This is a genomic window from Dermacoccus sp. GAS27A, from assembly GCF_044909235.1.
Lineage (GTDB): Bacteria > Actinomycetota > Actinomycetes > Actinomycetales > Dermatophilaceae > Dermacoccus > Dermacoccus nishinomiyaensis.
In genome coordinates, this window is sequence record NZ_JBIYDW010000003.1 from 134,822 (window position 1) to 155,541 (window position 20,720).

A 20,720-nucleotide genomic window follows, 5' to 3' on the forward strand; every position below is an offset into this window, starting at 1 on the left:
GGGCCGACAGACCGGATACGTGCAAGAGCGCACGGCCGCTCCTCTGAGGGGTGAGCGGTGCGCTCTCGCGCGTATCTCAGTCGAGAAAGCGTCTCTTGGCCTGCTTGAGCGGACCCATGGCGACGTTGCCGAGGCGATACGTCATCGAACGTCGCAGGTCCTCGGCGGACTTGCGCAAGGCCTCCTGCTGCTGGCGGGCGAGGGCCAGCTCGGCCGACTGTCGCTGCGCCCGGCTTCGCAGCTCACGCTCACGCAGGTTGAGGCGGCTCTCGAACCAGTTCGCGCGCGAGGCGAGGGCTTTGTTCTTCTCTTCCAGGCGCTCGATGACGGCGAGCAAGCCGGAGACGTCGTGCGCGGGTAGGTCGAGCATGCTGGCGCGTTGGGCGAGCAATGCGTCCAGGTCATCCGGGGCTGCGAGGCCCGCCATCGCGCCGATCGTCGCGGCCATCGTCCGATCATCGGTGGCTGCCGGCCACAGGTGGAGCGAGCCACGTGCTCGGATGACAGCGACGAAGTCGACGACCGCCGCCCACAGTGCGTCATCCAGCCGGCTCGAGGCCGGCGCCGGGGCAACGGTGGTGAACGCGTGGTCGTCATCGCGAGCCAAGGCAACGAGCAGGTTGTCGAAGCGCAGGTCGCCGACCTCCGCATCGAGACGGCCCTCACGCGCTTGCCCACGGGCCCACCCCACCCATCGTGCCAGGAGGGTGCGAAGTCGAGAGGCGTCGCCGCTCGCGCAGGCGTCGAGCGCCTCTTCTGCGAACGGGCGTGCCTGCGCCGCGATGGCGATCTGCCGATCACCCTGGCGGATCGTCCCGGCCGCGCACTCGAAGCGGATGACGCCACCATCGAGGGTCGAGGCGAGCACCTCGAGTTCCCCGCTCGCCGCGACCGGGCGACCTGCCACGACGAACCAGCCCGACGGCATCTGCGCGAGGCGTCCGCCCAGCACGGCGGCGCGTGTGACCCGGGTCGGGTCCGCGCCGATGCGCCGCAGCGCTGGGGACGCGAGAGTGAGGGCATCGAGCAGGGTTCGACCCTCATCATCGATCGACATGGTGTTCCAGGCGAGCAGGGTGTGCTCGTCCCAGGTGGGCAGCAAGTCGGCGACGCTCACCTCGCGTAGCTCCGTGGTGGCGAGTGCCGCGTCGAGGGCATCTCGATGACGCGGGCGCGAGGCATCGAACGTCGCGAGGACATCCCACGCAGCATCATCGTTCTGGGTGTAGCGCGAGCGCAGGCTCGTGATGCGATGCAGGCCGAGCTCGTTCTCCACCGCGAGCGCGAGGCGGCCACCGGGTGCGACGCACGCGACGACCGCTTCGAACACCGCGGTCCACGTGGGTGTCACGTCCTCGAGCGAGGGCACCCTGGCCAGGTCGTCGAGAACGAGAACGACGTCGTACTCACCGAGCTTCTGCTCGACGTTCAGGATGTCGCCGCACACGACCTGTGCGGTGGGGCGGTCGACGAGCGCTTCGGCGTATGTCGCGCCGTCGGGGATCGATCGGGTGAGCACGGTCAACGCGCCGGCGAGGTCGGCCAACTCGGTCACGAGGTCGAGGGCCGTCGGGCCGACGACGAGGACACGGTCTCCGGCGTCGACGAGGTTGGCGACGACCTCACGCACCGCGGCGGAGGCAGGTGCCCCCATCCGTGCCACGTCCGACCAGTTCTGCATCGCGCCGCGCTCGAGGCGCATGAGGCCGGTGTTCTCCAGGTCGATCGTCATCGCAGCAGTTCCATCTCTTCGCCCCAGCCCAGAACGAGGCCGAGTTCTTCGGGTGTCATGAGGAAGTCACGGCCAAGTTCCTCGTCCGCGACCTGACGAGCGAGGTCGAGGTCGAGGTGCTCTCCGTGCAGTTCTGGAAAGGTCTTCTCCAGTAGGTGCGTGCCGTCGAAGCCCTGCTTGATGCCCGGGATGTCCATGGGATCGCCGTACACAGCCGGGTCGAGACCGGCGGCAATGCCGTAGAAGATCGCGGTCGACAAGCGGTTCGAGGCGACGCGCTCGTGCCGTCGCAGCTCGACGAGCTGTCGTTCGAGAAAGTTCGAGGTACCGCCCTGATAGAACGTGCCGCGCTTGCCGAGCGTGATGACGCGGAAACCCGCGTCCTCGTAACGCCGGCGAACCTCCTCCTGTTCGTACTCGACGTAGTACAGGCACATCGTCACAGGACCGTCACCCTCGACGTCCTTGATCTGTGCAATGAGGCGATCATGGTCTCCGTCGACGGCCTCGTAATCCACAGTTCCGTGGAACGGAAACCAGATGGTGCCTTCGCGCGCGCCCATATCGGTTCCGGTCTGCGGGCGCATGCGGTCGAGATAAAGGAAAGGCGCGCCGATCGTCACGTAGTCACGCCAGCCGATGGCCTGGCCCCGTCGGCGGTTGACGTCACCCCACACGTACTTGGCGAAGCCGTGCGGGGGGCGGTGGCCGTAGCCGAATCCGTGAACGAACGTCCAGCCGTGCTGGATCACGCCGTTGATCCGTGGGGGGTGCTCGCGGTCGAGCCCGCAGTACTCGGCGAGCAGGTGGGCGTGCCCGTACCAGTGGTTGCTGGAGTCCACGGTGGCGGCTCCTCCGGATTCGTCTCGTGGCGGCTTGCCGCGCGTCGCCACCGGGCAGTCCCGAGGCTAGACGGCGACACACCATGGTGCCACAGCGGGGCAGGCAACATCGAACGCAGATCGCCGCCCACGTGCGTGGGCACCGGCCGCTCCCCCGCTCGCTGACTAGACTCGCCCCGTCCGCCCACGCCATCAGGAGGCCCCGTGCCCAAGCTCAGCGTCGTCATCCCCTTCTACGGAGTTGAGGACTACCTCGAGGCGTGCCTCGTCTCCGTGCGCGACCAGCTCCTGCACGACGTCGAGGTCATCCTCGTCGACGACGGCTCGCGGGACGGTTCTCGCGCCATCGCCCAAGGCTTCGTCGACGAGGACGCGCGCTTCCTGCTCGTCACGCAGGAGAACGCCGGCCTCGGGCCCGCACGCAACGCCGGGGCCGCACACGCGACAGGTGAGTACCTGACCTTCCTCGACAGCGACGACCTCCTGACCGCACGCGGGTACTGGACGCTCGTGACCACGCTCGAAGCCACCGGTTCCGACTTCGCCGCCGGCAATGCGCTGCGGTTCACCGACGCGGCCGGCACCTACCAGTCGTGGACGCACGCCCTGCCGTTCGCGACACCGGCCCGCCGCACCACTCTCGCCGAACGCCCCGACCTGATCCGCGACCGGATGGTGTGGAACAAGGTGTACCGGCGTTCGTTCTGGGAGCGCGGTGACTTCGCCTTTCCACCGATCCGGTACGAGGACTACCCCGTCACCCTGCGCGCCTACCTCGAAGCACGCAGTGTCGACATCGTCGACGAGCACGTCTACCTGTGGCGCGATCGCGAGTCGGGCACGTCGATCACCCAGCAGACGGGTGATGCGCGCAACGCCGCCGAACGCTTCGAGTCAGCCCGCCTGGTGATGGATGTCCTGCACGCCCACGATGCCCCGGCCGAGGTGACGCGTCGCGTCGCGAGCTACTTCGCCCGTGTCGACCTCGTCTCTCTCGCCGGCACGATGGTGAGCGCACCCGAGGCCGATCGCCCGGGGTTGGAGCGCATGGCGTGCGAGCTCGCGGCGATGATCGACCCACGCGAAGCAAGCGATCAGACGCAGGTCTCGAAGTTGATCCACACCGCCCTGCGCCGTTGCGACCTGCCGTTCGCCCGCGCGCTGGCGCGCTGGCGCAATGGCGGCTCGAAAAAGACGCTCGTGCGGGACGTCGCCCGGTTGCGCGACCCGCGCGCCGCAAGCGAAGTCGCGGTCGCGCTCATCGCCTCGCGCACACCCCAGCACCCACTCAAGGAGCGCCGACTGCGCTCCAGCCTGCACGCCGTCTCGACGAACGCTGCGCGGATCGACGTCGTCATCGACACGCGCCTCAATCCGGCGCTCGCGCGCCATGCCACCGTCAGTGCACAGCTCATCCCTTCGACGTCAGTGCGTGACGAGCGGTCGTCACATGTCGAAGGGCCCTCGCACGGCCAGGCGGCCTCCCCCGGCATGACACACTCGCCGAGCGATGTGGGCGCCGTGGCGCTGCAGGTGACGACCCGTGAGTCGATGCCGTGGGGTGTTCGACTGCACCTGAGCGCCGCGCTGGGCACGCGCGTCGATCTGGGCCACTACGCCCTCGACCTGCGCTTGAGCCTGCCCGGCGGTCTGCAGCGCTGGCGCGGCCAGGTGGAAGGCTCCCCCGATGTGCTCGCCGGCCCCACGAGGACCGCGACCGCCCCACCTCGCGCCACGCGCGCATCGATTCCACGAGCAGGCTGGGTGCAGCCCGTCACGCAGCCGCGAGCAGGCCTGGCGGTCCTCGCGGGCGACGAGGTCGTGCTCGCCGGCGCTCGGCTCGTCAGCGACGCCTTCGTCCTCGCCCTTCCGGCCGGCGTCTCGGCCCTTCAGGTGCATCGTCGCGCACCGATCGATCCGCTCGATGTGGTGGTGACGGCGGGCGCCGTCCGCCTCGACCCTGCTGAGATGTTCGCCGGGGACGCGCCCATCAACCCCGTCGACGGTATCCACGAGGCCGCACTGCTGGGAATCGAGGACGGGGAGCGCCGCCCGTTGCTCATCTCCGGTTCGGCGGGCCCGCTCGAGGTGTCTTTGCCCGACGGCGCCCGGGTGCAGCTCGCGCGCGACGGCCGCGGGCGCGCGCTGCTGCGCAAGCTCCCGGCGGCGTTCGGCGACGTCTGACCAGGCCCGGCCAGCACAGCTGGAGCCCCGCCTGCGACGACGCGAGCGAAGGGCGACGCCCACGAAGAAGGCGCTCACCCCGATGCCGGGGCGAACGCCTTCTTCACGAATCGACGATGTGAGTCACGCCCCGCAGAACGTCCGAATGATCTCGATGACCCGATCGACGTCCGAGTCGGCGAGGTCGGGAAACATCGGCAGACTGATCTCCTGCTCGTAGTAGGCCTCGGCCTTCGGGCACATGCCGCGCTTGTAGCCGAGATCGGCGAAGTACGGCTGCCAGTAGACCGGGATGTAGTTGACCTGCACACCGATGCCCTGCGCACGCAGATGGTCGAACAGCTCGCGGCGTCGGCCGTCGGTGATGCGCAGCGGATAGAGGTGCCAGACCGGTTCCGCGCCCGCGCGGTGGCCGGGCAACGTCAGCTGCTCGATGCCCGCGAGGCCCTCGTTGTAGCGGTCCGTCAGCTCCTGACGGCGCGTCTTGAACTGCTCCAGTCGCGTCAGCTGGCTCGAGCCGAGCGCGGCCTGCAGGTCGTTGAGCCGGTAGTTGAGGCCCAGTTCGGGCATCTCGTACCACCACGCGCCCTCGTCGGGATGACGCAGCTGGTCGGCCTCGCGCACCATGCCGATGCCCTTGAACCGGCGCGCGCGCTCGAGGACGTCGGCGTCCTTCGCGACGACGGCGCCGCCCTCACCCGTCGTGAGGTTCTTCGTCGGGAAGAAGGAGAACGTCGTGATGTCCGCGAGGGAACCGACCGGCACACCGTTCAGGGAGCCGCCGACGGAGTGCGCCGCGTCCTCGAGCAGGTACGCGCCCGCATCCTTCGCGACCTTCGACAGCGCGGGGGCGTCGACGGGGTGGCCGCCGTAGTCGACGCCCGCGATCACCTTCGTCGAGGCGGTGACCTCGGCGGCGGCGGCCTCGGGGTCGAGGTTGCCCGTGTCCTCGCTGATGTCGGCGAAGACGATCTTAGCGCCCAGCAGCGCCGCCGCGGTCGCCGTTGCGAGGAACGTCAGCGGGGTCGTGATGACCTCGTCGCCCGGGCCGACCTCGGCCGCGGCGTACGCGACGTGCAGCGCAGCCGTGCCGGAGGTGACGGAGACCGCCGGCTCGGCGACGCCGGCCAGTTCGCCGATCTGCTTCTCGAACGTCTCGACGTACGGGCCGGTGGTCAGCCAGTCACCCGACAGCACCTCCTGCACGGCGGCGATGTCGGCGTCGTTGATGGACTGACGGCCGTAGGGCAGCATCCGCGCGACCTCAGATGCCCGAGGCGAGCATCTGCTGCAGCTGCTCGATCGTGTACCACTGGTCGTTGTCGCCCGAGGAGTAGTGGAAGCCGTCCTCGACGGGCTTGCCGTCCTTCGGCGGCTCGTAGCCCCACGTCGCGAAGTCGGGCTGCAGGACGAAGTACTTGCCGTCCTTGACGATCACCGCGCGGCGGCCCTCCTCCGGGGAGATCATCTCCTCGTGCAGCTTCTCGCCGGGGCGCAGGCCGACGTCGTGCATCTGCGCGCCGGGCGCGATGGCCTGCGCGAGGTCGGTGACCTTCATCGACGGGATGCGCGGCACGAGCAACTCGCCGCCCTGCATGAGGTCGAAGGTGTCGAGCACCATCTGCACGGCGTCGTCGAGGGTGATGAAGAAGCGGGTGCAGCGCAGATCGGTGATCGGCAGCGACTCGCCGGCCTCGTGCATCGCCTTGAACTTCGGGATGATCGAGCCGCGCGAGCCCATGACGTTGCCGTAGCGCACGACGGCGAAGCGCGTCGGGTAGGCGGCGGCGTAGTGGTTGCCGAGGATGAACAGCTTGTCGGCCGTCAGCTTCGTCGCGCCGTAGAGGTTGATCGGGCTAGAGGCCTTGTCGGTCGACAGTGCGACGACCTTCTTGACGCCCGCGTCGATGCACGCCTCGATGACGTTCTGCGAACCGATGACGTTCGTCTTGACGAACTCGTACGGGTTGTACTCGGCCGTGTCGACCTGCTTGAGCGCCGCGGCGTGCACGACGTAGTCGACGCCGTGCATGGCGCGCTTGAGACGGTCGAGGTCACGGATGTCACCGATGAACCAGCGCAGGCGCGGGTCGTCCTTGAACAGCGCGCGGCACTCCCACTGCTTCAGTTCGTCGCGCGAGTAGATGACGACGCGCTTGGGGTTGTGCTCGGCGAGCAGCTTCGTGATGAAGGCCTTGCCGAAGGAACCGGTACCACCGGTGACCAGGATGGACGAACCGTCAAGAATGCTCACGCGGGCTCCCAAATCATGTCGTACGTCGGTGACGCCGGAGCAAACGCCACGCGACGTGGCGCCTCACCGTTCTGCTCGATATCAGGTCAAGGCTAGCACCCGGCCCGTAGGCGCCCCCCGCCCGTGCAGGCGGGGTGAGAGCATCGACGCATGGACGCTTCTCGTTCCCCGTCTCCCGCTGCGTGGCCCGGGGAGCCCGCCGCGACGACGCCTTCCTCCCCCACCCGTCGCGTCGTGCTGCGCGCCGATGCCACACCGACCATCGGCGTCGGGCACGCGATGCGATTGCTTGCGCTCGCCCAGGAGTTGCGCGGACGAGGCATCGAGGTGCACCTCGCGGGCGATCTCGATGTGGCATGGGTGGCGTCGGCCTACGCCGAGGCCGGCGTTCTCGTGCACCCCTGCCCCACCGACCCCGACGACCTCGTCACGCTCGTGCTCGATCTCGACGCGCGGTGGTGCGTACTGGATCGCTACGACCTGGGTCCGCGCTGGGGCGTGTGGCTGCGGCGAGCCGGCGTCGTCGTCATGGCGATGGTGGACGGGCCGTTCTCGGCTGATCAAGACGCCGACCTCTACGTCGACCAGAATCCCGGTGCGACGCCTCGTGCCGTCGGCGCGGGACAGCTCGCCCTCGCAGGGGCGGACTACACCCTCTTTCGTGACGACGTGCTCGCGCTGCGCCGCCCCGTCGGTGACGTCGCCGTCGATGACGTCGCCGACGAGGAGCAGCGCCCTCTGCGCGTGCTCGAGGTGTTCGGCGGCACCGACCCGTGCGGCGCGGCGCCCGTCGTCACACCTCTCGTACTGCAGGCATGCAGCGGCCTGGCCGCCGACATCACCGTCGTCACGCCTGACCGGACGTGGGTCGCCCCCCTCGCCGCGGATGCACCCCCCGGTGTCGAACTGCGAGCGAGCGGACCGGTGAGCGACCTCGCCGCGCGCGCCGCGGCCTGCGACCTCGTCGTGACCGCGAGCGGGTCATCCGTGTGGGAACTCATGTGCCTCGGTGTCCCGCTCGGCGTCGTCTGCGTCATCGACAACCAGCGCCCGGGTTACGACATGGTGGCCGATGCAGATCTGGCGCTCGGGCTCGGCGACCTCGAGATGCTGCGACGCGACGATGACGCGCGCGCCGCGGCCGTGAGCGCGCTGCGCGAGGCGTTCACCGACCGCGACGTGCGCGTCGAGCGGGCCGCACGGGCTCAGGAGTTGCTCGACGGCCGGGGTCGCGCCCGCGTGGCGGAGGCTCTTGTCAGCCTGGCTCGCTAGGCTGGCGAACGCACCCTCGTCGAATCGGCACTGTTTCGAACAGCACCGTCCCAGCAGCTCCGGAGGCTCACCGTGACCCGCACCCGCGTCGTCATCCAATCCCGCCTGAACTCGAGCCGGCTGCCCGGCAAGGCGCTCATGACGATCGGCGGGATGCCGCTGATCGAGCTCGTCGCGCGCCGGGCCTCGCGTGATGGCCACGAGGTCGTCGTCGCCACGAGTGAGGAGCAGTACGACACCCGCATCTTCGACCACCTCGCCCGCGTCGACATCCCGGCGATGCGTGGCTCACTCGACGACGTGCTCGGCCGCTTCGTCGAGGCGACGAAGGACATGGACGACGACGACCGCGTCGTCCGCCTGACCGGCGACAACCCCGTCGGCGACTCGAGCCTCATCGACGAACTCGTCGAGGCCATGGATGCGGGCGGTTACGAATACGGCCGCAACGACGTCTCACACATGCCCGAGGGGCTCGGATGCGAGGTCTTCCGCGTACGCGATCTGCGGCGCGCCGCCGCATCGACGAGCGACCCGTACGACCGCGAGCACGTGACCCCGTGGTTGCGCCGTAACGTCAAGACGCTCGACTTCGTCCCGGCCGCGAACCCCGGCGATCCCGAACGGTTCCGCTGCACGGTCGATGTGCTCTCCGACTACGACCGTGTCTGCCGTCTGTTCGCCGACAAGGCCGACCCCGTCGCCGTCCCATGGACGGACCTCATCGCAGAGATCGGCGGGCCCGCCTTCACCGCCGGCCCCAGCGTGCCGCGCCGCGACGACAGCGAACTCGATCAGTCCGTCATGATCCTCGGCGGCCAGGCGTTCGCCGGCCCCAACGCGCCGTCGGCCGCGGAGATCCGCGCGATGCTCGCGACGGCCGTAAACCGCGGCGTCAACCACGTCGAGGTCGGTCGAGGCGACCACAACGCCGAGGAGATCCTCCACAAGTGCGGCGAGCCGCAGCTGACACAGCGGCTGCACTTCATCTCCCGCCTGCGCGAGATGCGCACCAACGACCCGCGACTCGCGGCCGCCGTCATCGAGGCCCAGCTCGAACGTTCCTTCGCCGAACTCGGCCGGCGTCGGGCGTCCGCCGTGCTCATGGCGAACGTCGACGAGGCGCACAACGCCGACGGCGCCGGCTGGCACCGCCTGCGCGACTATCAGGACAGCGGCGAGGTCGGCCGCATCGGCGTCAACGTCGAATCGCTCGAAGAACTCGAACGCGCCCTCGACCTCACCGGGCTCGGCTACGTGCAGTTCCCGCTCGGTGTCGCCGACCGGCAACTGCGCGCGGCGGGAGAGCTGCTCGGAGGGCGCGACGTCGTCGTCACGACGCACGCGACGTTCGCCGGCGGCACCGTGTTCGACCCGAGCGAACTCAACCGTCAGCTCGTGCTTCTTGCACACGAACTGGGACGCGCCAACGTCGCCGACCTGTGCGTCGCCTACAGCTTGTCGCACCAGTTCGTCGACTCCCTCGCGATCGGCACCCGCAGCAACCAGCAGATGATCGACGACCTCGCCTACTGCCTCAACGCCCCGCTGACGGCCGACGAGCGCGACGCCGTCGAGGAACGCCTCGACGCGGTGGTGTCCTGATGACGACCCGCACCCCGTGGCAGGTGCTAGAACACCTCGTCGCGACGGATCAGACGGCACCACGCGTGACGTTCTACGAACGTACACCCGGCCCCACGCAGGGTGAACGCATCGAGTTGTCCGCCAAGGTGCTGACGAACTGGGTGAGCAAGGCCGCCAACCTCTTGAACGAGGAGCTCGACGTCGACGCGTCCTCGAGCGTCATCGTGCACCTGCCCGCTGCTCACTGGCGCACGGCCTACTGCTGCCTCGCCGTGTGGTCGCTCGGAGCGCAGGCCGTCTTCGTCGATGCCGACGACGACGATGGCGCCCTGCCGTCTGCCCCCATCGTGCGGGAGGCCGACGTGCTCGTCACCTCGAACCCTGCGGACGAGGTCGACAGCGACATCGTCGTCGTCACGCTCGCGATGCTGGCGCGTCGATCGTCCGCTCCCCTGCCAACCGATGCGATCGATGAGGCGCAGGAGCTCAGCACCTTCGGCGACGTGTTCACCCCGTTCGACGTCCCGGCGTCGACGGCCGCCGCGCTGACCGTGGTGACGGGCGCCGGCGACGAGCGTCAGACGTCGTACGCCGACCTCACGACGCCACTCACCGACGCCGGCCGGCACTTCCTGGCCTCGCCGTCGCCGGAGCTTCTCGCCGGCGTCCTGGCGGGCGGCGGCAGCGTCGTGCTCGTGCGAGGCGACATGGAGGCCGCTGACCTGGCGCGCCTGCTGGAGCAGGAGTCTGCGCAGCCTCGATGAGGCGTCGTCGCCAGGCGTGCACAAAGGTGGACGAACTTCGCCGAGGTGCACGGAAATCGCGAAGGTGGACGCGATTCGCGAATGTGGACGAAGATCGCCGATGGGGACGGGAATCGCAGGTAGGTCAGCTGACGCCGGCGTCGAGATCCTTGTTGTAACGGTCGATGATCTCCTTCATCGGCCCGTCGCCGACGAGGGTGCCGCCCTGCAGGTAGATGCCGCGCGTGCAGAAGCGCGTGAGGTCACCTTCGGAGTGGCTGACGAGGAACAGCGTGCGTCCCTCGGCGAGAAGCCCTTCCATCCGCTCGTAGCACTGCTCGCGGAAGGCACGGTCGCCGACAGCGAGCACCTCGTCGACGAGGAGGATGGGCTCGTCGAGCTGCGTGATGACGGAGAAGCCTAGCCGCACCTGCATGCCGGAGCTGAAGTGGCGGAACGGCAGGTCGAGCCCCCGCTGCACCTGCGGCCCGGCGAACTTGACGATGTCGTCGAATCGCTCGTCGACCGTCTCCTTCTTCATGCCGTGCAGGCCGGCCATGAGGTAGATGTTCTCGCGAGCCGACAACTCGCCGATGAAGCCACCGGTGAGTTCGATCATCGGGGCGACGCCCTCGTGGATGCGCGCTGAGCCCTCGTCGGGAAGCAAGGTGCCGGCGATCATCTTGAGCAGCGTCGACTTGCCGCCACCGTTGGCCCCGACGAGACCGACGGCCTCCCCGCGGCCGACGTCGAACGAGACGTTGCGCAGCGCCCAGAACGTCTCCTTGTCGTAGGAGGTCTTGCGCTTGTAGATGATCTCCCGCAACGACAGGTTGCGCTTGCGCCCTTTGAGGAACTCGACGCCCAGGTCGTCGACCTCGATGACCGGCTTGCCCTCGGGGGTCTTCCATTCGACGGCCATGTCAGATCTCCTTGAGGATCGCGGGCTCGAGCTTGCGGAACACCCACGAGCCGAAGGCGAGCCACAGCAGTGAGATGACGAAGGCGAAGATCCAGCTGTGCCAGTCGGGGCCGTGCTGGTTGACGAAACCGGCGCGATACATGTCGATGATGCCGGTGAGCGGGTTCATCTGCATGAGGGTCATCGCCCAGGACGCATGGTGCTGCGCCGCCTTCTCGGCGAGCAGGTGGATCGAGTAGATGATCGGCGTGAGGTAGAACAGCACGCGCAGGATGATGCGCACGATCCGGATGAAGTCGTCGACGAGCGCCGCGACCGGAGCGATGACGAGGCCCATCCCCATGAGCAGGATGAACTCGATGAGCAGCGCCGGGAGCCAGTACACCAGCTCCCAACTGACCTGCACCTCCCCCTTGGCCCAGTAGAAGAGCATGAAGCCGATGAGGATCGGCAGCGACAGCAGGTGCTCGATGCCCTTGGAGATGACGACGCGCGCCACCCACAACTCGCGCGGAAGGTTCGTCGAGCGGACGAGCAACCGCTCCGCGTAGAGCGCTCGCGCGCTCTCGTTGATGACGTTGTTGAACCAGTTCCAGGCGAGCATGCCAGCGACGATGAAGAGCACGATCGGCACACCGTCGGTGTTCTTGAACCGCTGAGCCATCGGCTCACCCGGTGAGGGGTTGCTCGCCCAGATGACGCCGAAGACGAACGAGTAGACCAGCGCCATGGCGAGGGGGTCGATCAGGGTCCAGAGGTAACCCAACGCCGAGCGCGAATAACGCACGCGAAGGTCACGTCGGACGAGGGTGTCGAGCGTCGCTCGATGGTCCCAGATCCGCGCCAAGCGGTTCGATGAGTTCATGTCTTCCTTCATGCTGACCAGCTGGTTCGCCCACCGGCTCGAGGGCAGCGGCACCTGGCGGTGCCACGACGCAGGCATCTCAGCCTACCGAGCACGCGCTGGGAGTTCGCTCAGGCTCGCGGGGCCTGCCCCGGTTCGGCGGGTTCGAGCTCGACGCGGGAGGTGAGGAAGCCCAGGCCCCAGGCCAGGTGCATCGTCGCGAGCACGGCCGGCATGCGGACGACGACGGCCGCGTCGCGCCCGCGCGCCGCGTGCACGCCTCCGGCGGTGACGAGGGCCGCGTACCCGAGCGGCGCTGCGAGCGCCGGGCGCCAGAACGCGCCGAGCGCAGCACCCCCGACGACACCGACGACCGCGACGGGCGGCGCGAGATAGCGCAGGTTGATCGACCCCTTGTGCTGACGCGCGACGACGCGACGCCACATGCCGTACTCGAAGTACTGCTTGGCGAGCGCCTTGAAGCTCGCCCGCGGACGATAGGTGACGCGCAGTTCGGGGGTGAACCAGACGGTGCCGCCCGCGCGGCGGATGCGGTAGTTCATCTCCCAGTCCTGTGCCCGCGTGTAGCGCGGGTCATACATCCCGACGCGCTCGATCCACTCGCGCGCGAAGTTGCCGAGGTAGACGGTCTCGACCGCGCCGGCGTCACCGCCTTGCTTGAACTTCACGCCCCCGACGCCGATCTTCGACTTCATCGCGCATTCGACGGCCTGCTCGAAGTCGGTCGTTCCCTCGGCGTCCATGATGCCGCCGACGTTCGCGGCGCCCGTCTCGGCGAGCAGCCGCTCGACCGTGCGCAGGTAGCCCGGCGAGAGGATGCCGTGGCCGTCGACGCGTACGAGGATGTCGTGGCGCGTCGCAGCGAGCGCGGCGTTGAGGCCGTCCGGCGTGCGGCCCGCGGGGTTCTCGACGAGGGTGATGCGATCGTCGGCGTCTGCGAGCTCGCGCGCGACGTCCCACGTTCGGTCGTGGCACGGCCCGATGGCGAGGACGACCTCGAGTGGGCCGTCGTATTCCTGCGCGAGGATGGCGCGCACCGACTCGGTGAGGTGCTTCTCCTCGTCGAGGATCGGCATGAAGACGGAGATGCCGCGACGTTCCCCGTCGTCGGCTCCGGCCGGTTGTGCGGCGTGCGAATGCTCATCTGACACGGAACGACGTCTCCTGATCGAGCTCGGTGCGCCGTCGGCGGCCCCGTCCTGGGCCCGCGGCGGCGCGGATGCGTTCGTCAGCCTACCGGGGGCCCGGGCACGGGCGGCGGGGCCCCGACCTGCTCGCCCCGCGTGGCGCTGCCCCGAAAAACACAGCGCCGTTGTCTAACCTCGAGGGGTGCCGCAGCCGAATGATCCCCGTGAACCTCGTCAGCCCCGCCCCCGCCCCGACGGGCATGGCGGCCCTCACGAGCACGACGCGTTCGTCGTCGACACGCGCCGTTCGAAGGGCAATCGACGCGCGATGCCGCAGCGCGCCGACACACCACGCGCGGGTGACGCACCGCGCGACGACGAAGGTCCCCGCCGCGGGGCCGAACAACCTCAGCGGCGGCCCGACGCACCCCGTCGCGCGCCCGATGTCGACCGTGGGCCAGCCGCACCCCGTGACGCCGGCGCCCGACGTCCCCACCCACAGGAGCAGCGTCCGCCGCAGGGACGCCCGACGCCCGGCGGCACGCCCCGAAACCAGGACGTCGCAGGAGCCCAGGCGATCCCCGTGCGCGGCGCGCGGCGCGACAACGCGGGCCCCGCAGGCCGTGGGAGCGATCCCCGCGCCTCGAACGCCCGCCCTACCGAGGCTCGCATCGGCGAGCGCCGTGACGGCGACGCCCGCACCGGTGACGGCCGCCCGGCGGGGCGTCTTCCGAGGCGTCCCGGTGGCGCTGCCGCGGCGGGCGCAGGTGCTGCAGGCGCAGGTGCTGCAGGCGCTGCCGCGGCGGGCGCAGGTGCTGCAGCCGCAGGTTCGGCGGGCGCAGGTGCTGCAGCCGCAGGTTCGGCGGCCTCCGCCGACGAGCGCCGCCGCACCTCACCCGACGCCCCGGACCGTGACTCGACCCGTGCCATGCCGCAGGAAGATGCCCCGGGCCGCGACTCCACGCGCGCCATGCCGCAGGAGGATGCCCCCCGCCAGGGCGGGCGACGTCGAGTCGTCGGAGGTGCTGCGGCGGCCGGGGCCGCGGGCGCCGCCGCGTCCGCGCACGCTCGCGCCGCCGGCGTGGGGCCCGATGTCCGTGACGTCGACGCCCAGCGCGGCCCCCACCGCGACCTCCGTCCTGGCGGCCCTCACGAACCCGCCGGAGCCAGCGGCCCCGTCGGACAGGGCGGCCCCGGCGGACAGGGCGGCCCCGTCGGACAGGGCGGCCCCGTCGGACACGGCGGCCCCGTCGGACAGGGTGGCCCCGGCGGGCCGGGCGACTCGGGCGAGGAACCGCCTCGTCGACGCCGCCGGTTCGGGCGCGGCAAGAAGATCGTCGCAGGAGTGCTCGTCCTGCTCCTGCTGTGGGTCGGCGGCCTCGTCTGGGCCGGCATGTCCGCGTGGGGCAAGGTGCAGAAGGTCGACGCGATCCCGTCCGAGCACCTCGCCGATTCGGGCGCTGGCCACAACACGCTCATCGTCGGATCAGACGGGCGCAGCGGCCTCACGACCGAGCAGAAGAAGAAGCTCGGCACGGGTGACGCGGAGGGCCAGCGCACCGACTCGATCATGATCCTGCACACGGGCGGCGGCAAGCCGACCCTCATGTCGATCCCGCGCGACAGCTACGTCTCCATTCCGGGGCACGCGAAGAACAAGATCAACGCGTCGTTCTCGATCGGCGGCCCGCAGCTGCTCGTCAAGACGATCGAGACGAACACCGGCATCCACATCGACAACTACATGGAGATCGGTTTCGGCGGGTTCGCGTCCGTCGTCGACGCCGTCGGTGGTGTCAACATCTGTGTCGCCCGCGACATGAACGACCCCAAGGCCCACATCAACCTCAAGAAGGGGTGCCAGCAGATGGACGGGCCGACGGCCCTGGGGTACGTGCGAGCCCGTTATTCCGACCCGGAGGGCGACCTCGGGCGCGCCAAGCGTCAGCGTCAGTTCCTCGCGGCGCTCATGAAGGAGATCAGCTCGCCCTCCAACCTGCTCGTGCCGTGGAGGCTCAAGGGCCTCGGCGAATCGGGCGCGCAGGGGCTCTCGGTCGACAAGGGCATGTCGATGATGCAGGGCCTGCAGACGATGTGGAACCTCAAGAAGTTCTCCGGAGACGGCGGCAACTCCGTCGTCGTGCCCACCGGCAACGCGGCGCTGCCCACCCCCGCCGGCGAGGCCGTCGAATGGGACGCGACGCGTTCGGCCGAGCTGTTCAAGGCCATCAAGGAGAACGGCGACACCTCCTCCTTCGTCAAGAAGACGACGGCGAACTGAACCTCGTGACGGTGGCCTCACCCCGCTCGGGGTGGGGCCACCGTCTTCGGTTGGTGTCGCCCTGAGAGCGGGGGGACGACGAGGCGCGTCGTCGGCCGGCGGGGAACAATCAACCCCGAATGGTGGTTGGTGCTGTCATTCATCCCCACGAAGGAGATCACCATGAAGATCGCAGTGTTCGGCGCCACGGGCATGCTCGGCTCGGCCATCGTCAGCGAGGGTCGCTCGCGCGGCCACGAGATCGTCAGCGTGTCGACGCGGCCCGGTGCGGGTGACGTTGTCGCTTCGATCGAGGACACGGACGCCGTCGTCCGCCTCGCGAAGGACGTCGACGCAGTCGTCGTCTCGGTGCCGCCCGCACGCTCGACGAGCGCCGAGGCGTGGCTCGCGGCGCACGAGCGTCTTGCGGCGACCCCGCTCGAGGCCCGCCTGTTCATGGTCGGCGGCGCCGGTAGCTCGCTCGACGCGAACGACCGTCCGTTGCTGGAGGGCGAGGATTTCCCCGCCGACTTCCGTCCCGAGGCGGAGGCCGCGAGCACGGCCCTCGCGATGTTCCGGAACGGTTCGCCCGAACCGACCTGGACGATTGTCTCCCCCGCTCCCGTCCTCGCCCCCGGCGAGCGCACGGGCCACTATGAGACGTCCGACGACCACATGATCGGCGTGAGCGTCTCGAGCCAGGACCTGGCCGTCGCGATCATCGACGAGCTCGAGAACCCCCGGCATTCGAACAAGCGGTTCGTCGTCTCCAACTGACGCCACTCGTCTCCGTGACGCGGCCGGCAGGACGCCGGGTCGCCCCGTCCGCACGGATACCGGTGCGTCGCCGCAGCGCGAGGAACGGAGGACGAGTGCGGGCCGCAGCTGAGATCAGCTGCGGCCCGCACTCGTCGTCAGGGCTGGGTTCAGTAGCCCTTGAGGACCGCACGGCCCATGACGAGACGCTGGATCTGGTTGGTGCCTTCGTAGATCTGCGTGATCTTCGCGTCGCGCATCATGCGCTCGACGGGGAAGTCCTTGACGTAGCCGGCGCCGCCGAGCAGCTGGACGGCGTCGGTCGTCACCTCCATCGCCACGTCGGAGGCGAAGCACTTCGCGGCGGCGCCGAAGAACGACAGGTCGGCGTCCTGACGCTCCGACTTCGCGGCCGCGACGTAGACCATCTGACGGGCCGTCTCGACCTTCATCGCCATGTCGGCGAGCATGAACTGGATGGCCTGGAACTCGGCGATGGCCTTGCCGAACTGCTGACGCTCCTTGACGTAGCCGACGGCGTAGTCGAGCGCGCCCTGCGCGATGCCGACGGCCTGCGCACCGATCGTCACACGCGTGTGGTCGAGGGTGCGCAGCGCGATCTTGAGGCCCTCGCCCTCGGCGCCGACGATGCGGTCGGCGGGGATGCGGCAGTTGTCGAAGTGCAGCTCACGCGTCGGCGAACCCTTGATGCCGAGCTTGCGCTCGGGCTCGCCGAAGCTGAAGCCCTCGTCGCTCTTCTCGACGACGAACGCGGAGATGTTGCGCCCGCGCTCACCGTCGGGATCGGTGACGGCGAGCACGGTGTAGAACTCGGATTCGCCGGCGTTCGTGATCCACGACTTCTGGCCGTTGAGGACGTAGTGGTCGCCGTCGCGCTTGGCCTTCGTCTTCATCGACGCGGTGTCGGAACCGGCCTCGCGCTCGGACAGACCGTAGGAGAACATTGCCTCACCGGAGGCAAGCTTCGGTAGGTACTTCGCCTTGATCTCCTCGCCGCCGCCGAGGATGACGGGCATGGAGCCGAGCTTGTTGACGGCCGGGATGAGCGAGGAGCTCGCGCAGACGCGGGCCACCTCCTCGATGACGATGCACGTGCCGAGCGCGTCGATGCCCATGCCGCCGTACTGCTCGTCGACGTGCGGCGCCTGCATGCCGGCCTCTATCAGGGCGTCGAGGGCCTCCTGAGGGAAGCGCGACTTGTCGTCGACGTCGGCCGCGTGCGGCGCGATCTTGTTCTCGCAGACGGGGCGGATGGCCTCGCGGAGCGCCTCGTGCTCCTCGGAGATCTTGTAGAGGTCGAAGTCAGGGTTAGCAGCCATACCGGCATGCTACCCGCCAGTACGTCGCAGCGGCAGCCCCTCTCCGTCGATGTTGCCCGGGTTTCGGGGCGCCGGCGCCGCCAGGCCCGGGCAACATCGGGGCACTCAGGCCTGACGTTCGGCGACCTCGCGCCGCAGCGCCTCGCCCTTGGCGTGGGCCTCGTCGCGCAGGCTCGCCTGGAACTGCATCATCTGGGCGGCGATGCGACACGCCTCGTCCGAGTCACCGACGCCGAGGATGCGCGCCGCGAGCAGGCCCGCGTTGCGCGCACCACCGATCGAGACCGTCGCGACGGGCACGCCGGCGGGCATCTGGACGATCGACAGCAGCGAGTCCATGCCGTCGAGGTGTTTCAGCGGCACGGGCACCCCGATGACGGGCAGCGTCGTGACCGACGCGAGCATGCCCGGCAGGTGCGCCGCTCCCCCGGCGCCGGCGATGATGACGCGCAGGCCGCGCTCCGCGGCGCGGGTGCCGTACTCGACCATCTCGTGCGCCATGCGGTGCGCCGAGACGACGTCGGCCTCGTAGCCGATGCCGAACTCGTCGAGGACATCGGCGGCCGCGGACATCGTCGGCCAGTCCGAGTTGCTGCCCATGACGAGCCCGACGACGGGCGCCTTCGCCGGCTGCGTCGCGCTCGTGGGGGTCGTCGAGCTCGTGGCCGGGGTCGCCGAACCCGCAGCGTTCGTCGTCACGTCGGGGGTGGTCGCGTCGCTCATTCGGTCACCGTTCCTTGGAGGTAGTCACAGGCGTGGCGGGCTCGTGCGCGCAGGCCGACGAGGTCGTCGCCGAAGACGTTGACGTGCCCGATCTTGCGGCCGGGGCGCACACCCTTGCCGTAGAGGTGAATCTTGAGGCCGGGATCACGTGCCATGAGGTGCTTGTAGGTGGGGTACAACTCCTCGTACTCGCCGCCGAGCACGTTGCCCATGATCGTCCACGGTGCCCGCGCGCGCGTGTCGCCGAGGGGCAGGTCGAGGACGGCACGTAGGTGCTGCTCGAACTGACCGGTGACGGAGCCGTCCATCGACCAGTGTCCCGAGTTGTGCGGGCGCATCGCGAGCTCGTTGACGACGAACTCGCCGCCGCCGAGGTCGAACAGCTCGACGGCCATGACGCCCGTGACGTCGAGTTCGCGCGCGATCGTGATGGCGGCGGAGGTGATGCGTTCGGCGGCGTCGTCGTTCAGGTCGGGGGCGGGGGCGAGGACCTCGGTGCAGACGCCGTCGACCTGAACGGTCTCGACGACGGGCCACACGGCGACCTGGCCGCTCGGGCTGCGCGCGATCATGACGGCGATCTCCCGCTCGAACGCGACGGCCTCCTCCGCGAGCAGCGGCGCGCCGTCAGCCTGCGCGAACCAGGCGTCCGCGTCGTCGGGGGTGCGCACGAGCATGACGCCCTTGCCGTCGTACCCGCCCGTCGGGGTCTTGAGCACCAGCGGCCAGCCGTGCTGTTCGCCGAACGCGCTCAACTCGTCGCTCGTGGAAACGGGAGCCCAGGCGGGGCACGGCACGTCGAGGTCGCTGAGGCGCTGACGCATCGCGAGCTTGTCCTGGGCGAAGCGCAGCGCACTCGGGCGCGGGTGCAGCGCGACGCCGTCGGCCTCGAGGGCGGCGAGGACGCCGGCGGGCACGTGCTCGTGATCGAACGTCACGACATCGCATCCGCGTGCCCACTCGCGCACCTGCTCGGCGTCGCGGTAGTCACCGACAGGCGCATGCGGGACGACGAGTGCCGCTGCGGCGTCGTCGGATTCGGCGAAGACGGACAACGTCAGCGCGAGCTCGGCCGCGGGGGCGGCACACATGCGGGCGAGCTGGCCGCCGCCGATGATGCCGACGACGGGAAATCCGCCCGGCGCGCGGCGCGCCTCGTGGGCGGGCTGGGTGTCGGGCGTCGCAGCGTCCGGCTCGGCGGCGTTGCGCGCATGGGGCTGGGGTTGGTTCACGCGCCAAGATTATCCGGCGGATTCATCACGCGCGTGGCGCGGTCGTCAGGCGGGCGTCGCCGGGTGGGCAAGGCCCACCCCCACCGACACGAGGGCCTCGCCCTCGCGCCGCGTCAGGACGAAGCCCGCGCCGCGCACCGTCTCGATCTGCCACTGCCCGCCCGTCGCGACCCGCAGCTTGGGGCGCAGCTTGGCGATGTGCATGTCGACCGCCTTGGGTGTGCCACGCCACTGGCCCGTCCACAGCGCCGCCTCGAACTCTGCGCGACTGACGACGTCATGCCGCCCGACGAGCACCCCCATGATGATGGCTTCCTTCGCGGTCATCACCGCCCGCCCGCTGGCGCCGACGAGCTCGCGCCGCGCCGCGTCCACGTGGGGTGGGCTCCCCTCGACGGCGTTCGCCACCAGCCGCGGTCCGCCATGCGCCCGGTTGACCCGGCGCACCGCGGCGCTGACCCGCGCTTCGAGCTCCGCCGGCGTGATCGCGCACGAGATGACGTCGTCGGCCCCCGCGTCGAGCAGCGCGACGGTCGCGGCCGCGCGTTCGACGTCCCCGACGAGCGCCGCGTCGTCGAGCACGGCGACGAACGCCACACCCGGATGGCGGCGGGACGAGGTGCGCACGGCGGCGGCGCTCTCGCGCACCCCGTCGGGCGCGGCCGTGGCGCAGCCGCCCAGGTCGGCGTCGCCGTCGACGCGGCGGCAGTTCGCCGCGAAGACGATGCACGCGGTCGCCGTTCCGACGGATTCGGGCGTCACGGTCTCGAGCGTGCCCTCCACGGTGCGGACCGAGAGGTGTGCTGCGTGGCTCATGCGCATGAGAGCCGTGTCGTCGCCGAAACCCCCGCGGGCGACCAGGACGTCGTTCATGAGCACGA

Annotated in this window: 17 protein-coding genes; 6 read left to right on the forward strand and 11 right to left on the reverse strand. The window is 69.7% G+C overall.

Annotated elements, in window-relative coordinates; translation table 11 throughout:
• Positions 1-76: 76 nt before the first annotated feature.
• Both ABH936_RS04300 and ABH936_RS04305 read right to left on the reverse strand, forming a co-directional pair.
• Complete coding sequence (locus tag ABH936_RS04300; protein ID WP_160126222.1) at positions 77-1,732, reverse strand: hypothetical protein; 1,656 nt, start codon at positions 1,730-1,732, stop codon at positions 77-79.
• On the reverse strand, positions 1,729-2,574 hold the full coding sequence (locus tag ABH936_RS04305; protein WP_038568978.1) for a hypothetical protein: 846 nt from the start codon (positions 2,572-2,574) through the stop codon (positions 1,729-1,731). The genes ABH936_RS04300 and ABH936_RS04305 overlap by 4 nt, the downstream gene beginning before the upstream one ends.
• A 204-nt stretch (positions 2,575-2,778) precedes the next feature.
• Between ABH936_RS04305 and ABH936_RS04310 the strand changes: the two genes are divergently transcribed.
• The gene (locus tag ABH936_RS04310) at positions 2,779-4,758 is read left to right on the forward strand and encodes a glycosyltransferase (RefSeq protein ID WP_038568980.1); all 1,980 of its coding nucleotides are present in this window, start codon (positions 2,779-2,781) and stop codon (positions 4,756-4,758) included.
• 123 nt (positions 4,759-4,881) lie between these two features.
• Here the strand turns inward: ABH936_RS04310 and ABH936_RS04315 are convergent, their stop codons facing one another.
• Complete coding sequence (locus tag ABH936_RS04315; protein WP_131941344.1) at positions 4,882-6,012, reverse strand: DegT/DnrJ/EryC1/StrS aminotransferase family protein; 1,131 nt, start codon at positions 6,010-6,012, stop codon at positions 4,882-4,884.
• Between the two features lie 10 nt (positions 6,013-6,022).
• Positions 6,023-7,012, reverse strand: coding sequence for a UDP-N-acetylglucosamine 4,6-dehydratase (inverting) (gene pseB / locus ABH936_RS04320; protein WP_062258232.1), 990 nt, complete (start codon positions 7,010-7,012; stop codon positions 6,023-6,025).
• A gap of 150 nt (positions 7,013-7,162) precedes the next feature.
• Between pseB and ABH936_RS04325 the strand changes: the two genes are divergently transcribed.
• From ABH936_RS04325 to ABH936_RS04335, 3 genes are all read left to right on the forward strand, one after another.
• Positions 7,163-8,284 carry a PseG/SpsG family protein gene (locus tag ABH936_RS04325; RefSeq protein ID WP_143181489.1) on the forward strand — a complete coding sequence of 374 codons (1,122 nt, stop codon included), beginning with the start codon at positions 7,163-7,165 and terminating at the stop codon, positions 8,282-8,284.
• 72 nt (positions 8,285-8,356) lie between these two features.
• Positions 8,357-9,889 (forward strand): aldo/keto reductase, encoded by a 1,533-nt coding sequence (locus ABH936_RS04330; protein WP_404602680.1) that lies wholly within the window; start codon positions 8,357-8,359, stop codon positions 9,887-9,889.
• Positions 9,889-10,635 (forward strand): TIGR03089 family protein, encoded by a 747-nt coding sequence (locus ABH936_RS04335; RefSeq protein ID WP_404602681.1) that lies wholly within the window; start codon positions 9,889-9,891, stop codon positions 10,633-10,635. Before ABH936_RS04330 ends, ABH936_RS04335 begins: the two co-directional genes overlap by 1 nt.
• A gap of 124 nt (positions 10,636-10,759) precedes the next feature.
• Here ABH936_RS04335 and ABH936_RS04340 read toward each other — a convergent pair whose 3' ends face one another.
• The 3 genes from ABH936_RS04340 to ABH936_RS04350 form a co-directional block, all read right to left on the reverse strand.
• Positions 10,760-11,536 carry an ABC transporter ATP-binding protein gene (locus ABH936_RS04340; RefSeq protein WP_404602682.1) on the reverse strand — a complete coding sequence of 259 codons (777 nt, stop codon included), beginning with the start codon at positions 11,534-11,536 and terminating at the stop codon, positions 10,760-10,762.
• A 1-nt stretch (position 11,537) separates the two neighbouring features.
• Positions 11,538-12,401: an ABC transporter permease gene (locus ABH936_RS04345; protein WP_404602683.1), complete on the reverse strand. Its 864-nt coding sequence runs from the start codon at positions 12,399-12,401 to the stop codon at positions 11,538-11,540.
• A gap of 110 nt (positions 12,402-12,511) precedes the next feature.
• On the reverse strand, positions 12,512-13,552 hold the full coding sequence (locus ABH936_RS04350) for a glycosyltransferase family 2 protein (RefSeq protein ID WP_404602684.1): 1,041 nt from the start codon (positions 13,550-13,552) through the stop codon (positions 12,512-12,514).
• Positions 13,553-14,111: 559 nt separating this feature from the next.
• On the opposite strand from ABH936_RS04350, the gene ABH936_RS04355 reads away from it, so the two are divergent.
• Positions 14,112-15,809, forward strand: a complete 1,698-nt coding sequence (locus tag ABH936_RS04355; protein WP_404602685.1) for an LCP family protein — start codon at positions 14,112-14,114, stop codon at positions 15,807-15,809.
• A gap of 162 nt (positions 15,810-15,971) precedes the next feature.
• On the forward strand, positions 15,972-16,565 hold the full coding sequence (locus ABH936_RS04360) for an NAD(P)-dependent oxidoreductase (protein WP_404602686.1): 594 nt from the start codon (positions 15,972-15,974) through the stop codon (positions 16,563-16,565).
• A gap of 149 nt (positions 16,566-16,714) precedes the next feature.
• Here ABH936_RS04360 and ABH936_RS04365 read toward each other — a convergent pair whose 3' ends face one another.
• From ABH936_RS04365 to ABH936_RS04380, 4 genes are all read right to left on the reverse strand, one after another.
• On the reverse strand, positions 16,715-17,884 hold the full coding sequence (locus ABH936_RS04365; RefSeq protein ID WP_038568989.1) for an acyl-CoA dehydrogenase family protein: 1,170 nt from the start codon (positions 17,882-17,884) through the stop codon (positions 16,715-16,717).
• 105 nt (positions 17,885-17,989) lie between these two features.
• On the reverse strand, positions 17,990-18,607 hold the full coding sequence (gene purE, locus ABH936_RS04370) for a 5-(carboxyamino)imidazole ribonucleotide mutase (protein ID WP_376745305.1): 618 nt from the start codon (positions 18,605-18,607) through the stop codon (positions 17,990-17,992).
• On the reverse strand, positions 18,604-19,839 hold the full coding sequence (locus ABH936_RS04375) for a 5-(carboxyamino)imidazole ribonucleotide synthase (RefSeq protein WP_404602687.1): 1,236 nt from the start codon (positions 19,837-19,839) through the stop codon (positions 18,604-18,606). Before ABH936_RS04375 ends, purE begins: the two co-directional genes overlap by 4 nt.
• Before the next feature lie 45 nt (positions 19,840-19,884).
• Positions 19,885-20,712, reverse strand: coding sequence for a winged helix-turn-helix domain-containing protein (locus tag ABH936_RS04380; RefSeq protein WP_144694623.1), 828 nt, complete (start codon positions 20,710-20,712; stop codon positions 19,885-19,887).
• Between the last annotated feature and the right edge of the window lie 8 nt (positions 20,713-20,720).

Excerpts from the sequence above, each read along its gene's own strand:
- ABH936_RS04360 (WP_404602686.1), top strand. The coding sequence starts at position 15,972 with ATGAAGATCGCAGTGTTCGGCGCCACGGGCATGCTCGGCTCGGCCATC.
- ABH936_RS04335 (WP_404602681.1), top strand. The coding sequence starts at position 9,889 with ATGACGACCCGCACCCCGTGGCAGGTGCTAGAACACCTCGTCGCGACG.
- purE (WP_376745305.1), bottom strand. The coding sequence starts at position 18,607 with ATGAGCGACGCGACCACCCCCGACGTGACGACGAACGCTGCGGGTTCG.
- ABH936_RS04300 (WP_160126222.1), bottom strand. The coding sequence starts at position 1,732 with ATGACGATCGACCTGGAGAACACCGGCCTCATGCGCCTCGAGCGCGGC.
- ABH936_RS04365 (WP_038568989.1), bottom strand. The coding sequence starts at position 17,884 with ATGGCTGCTAACCCTGACTTCGACCTCTACAAGATCTCCGAGGAGCAC.
- ABH936_RS04325 (WP_143181489.1), top strand. The coding sequence starts at position 7,163 with ATGGACGCTTCTCGTTCCCCGTCTCCCGCTGCGTGGCCCGGGGAGCCC.
- ABH936_RS04340 (WP_404602682.1), bottom strand. The coding sequence starts at position 11,536 with ATGGCCGTCGAATGGAAGACCCCCGAGGGCAAGCCGGTCATCGAGGTC.
- ABH936_RS04345 (WP_404602683.1), bottom strand. The coding sequence starts at position 12,401 with ATGAACTCATCGAACCGCTTGGCGCGGATCTGGGACCATCGAGCGACG.
- ABH936_RS04315 (WP_131941344.1), bottom strand. The coding sequence starts at position 6,012 with ATGCTGCCCTACGGCCGTCAGTCCATCAACGACGCCGACATCGCCGCC.
- ABH936_RS04380 (WP_144694623.1), bottom strand. The coding sequence starts at position 20,712 with ATGAACGACGTCCTGGTCGCCCGCGGGGGTTTCGGCGACGACACGGCT.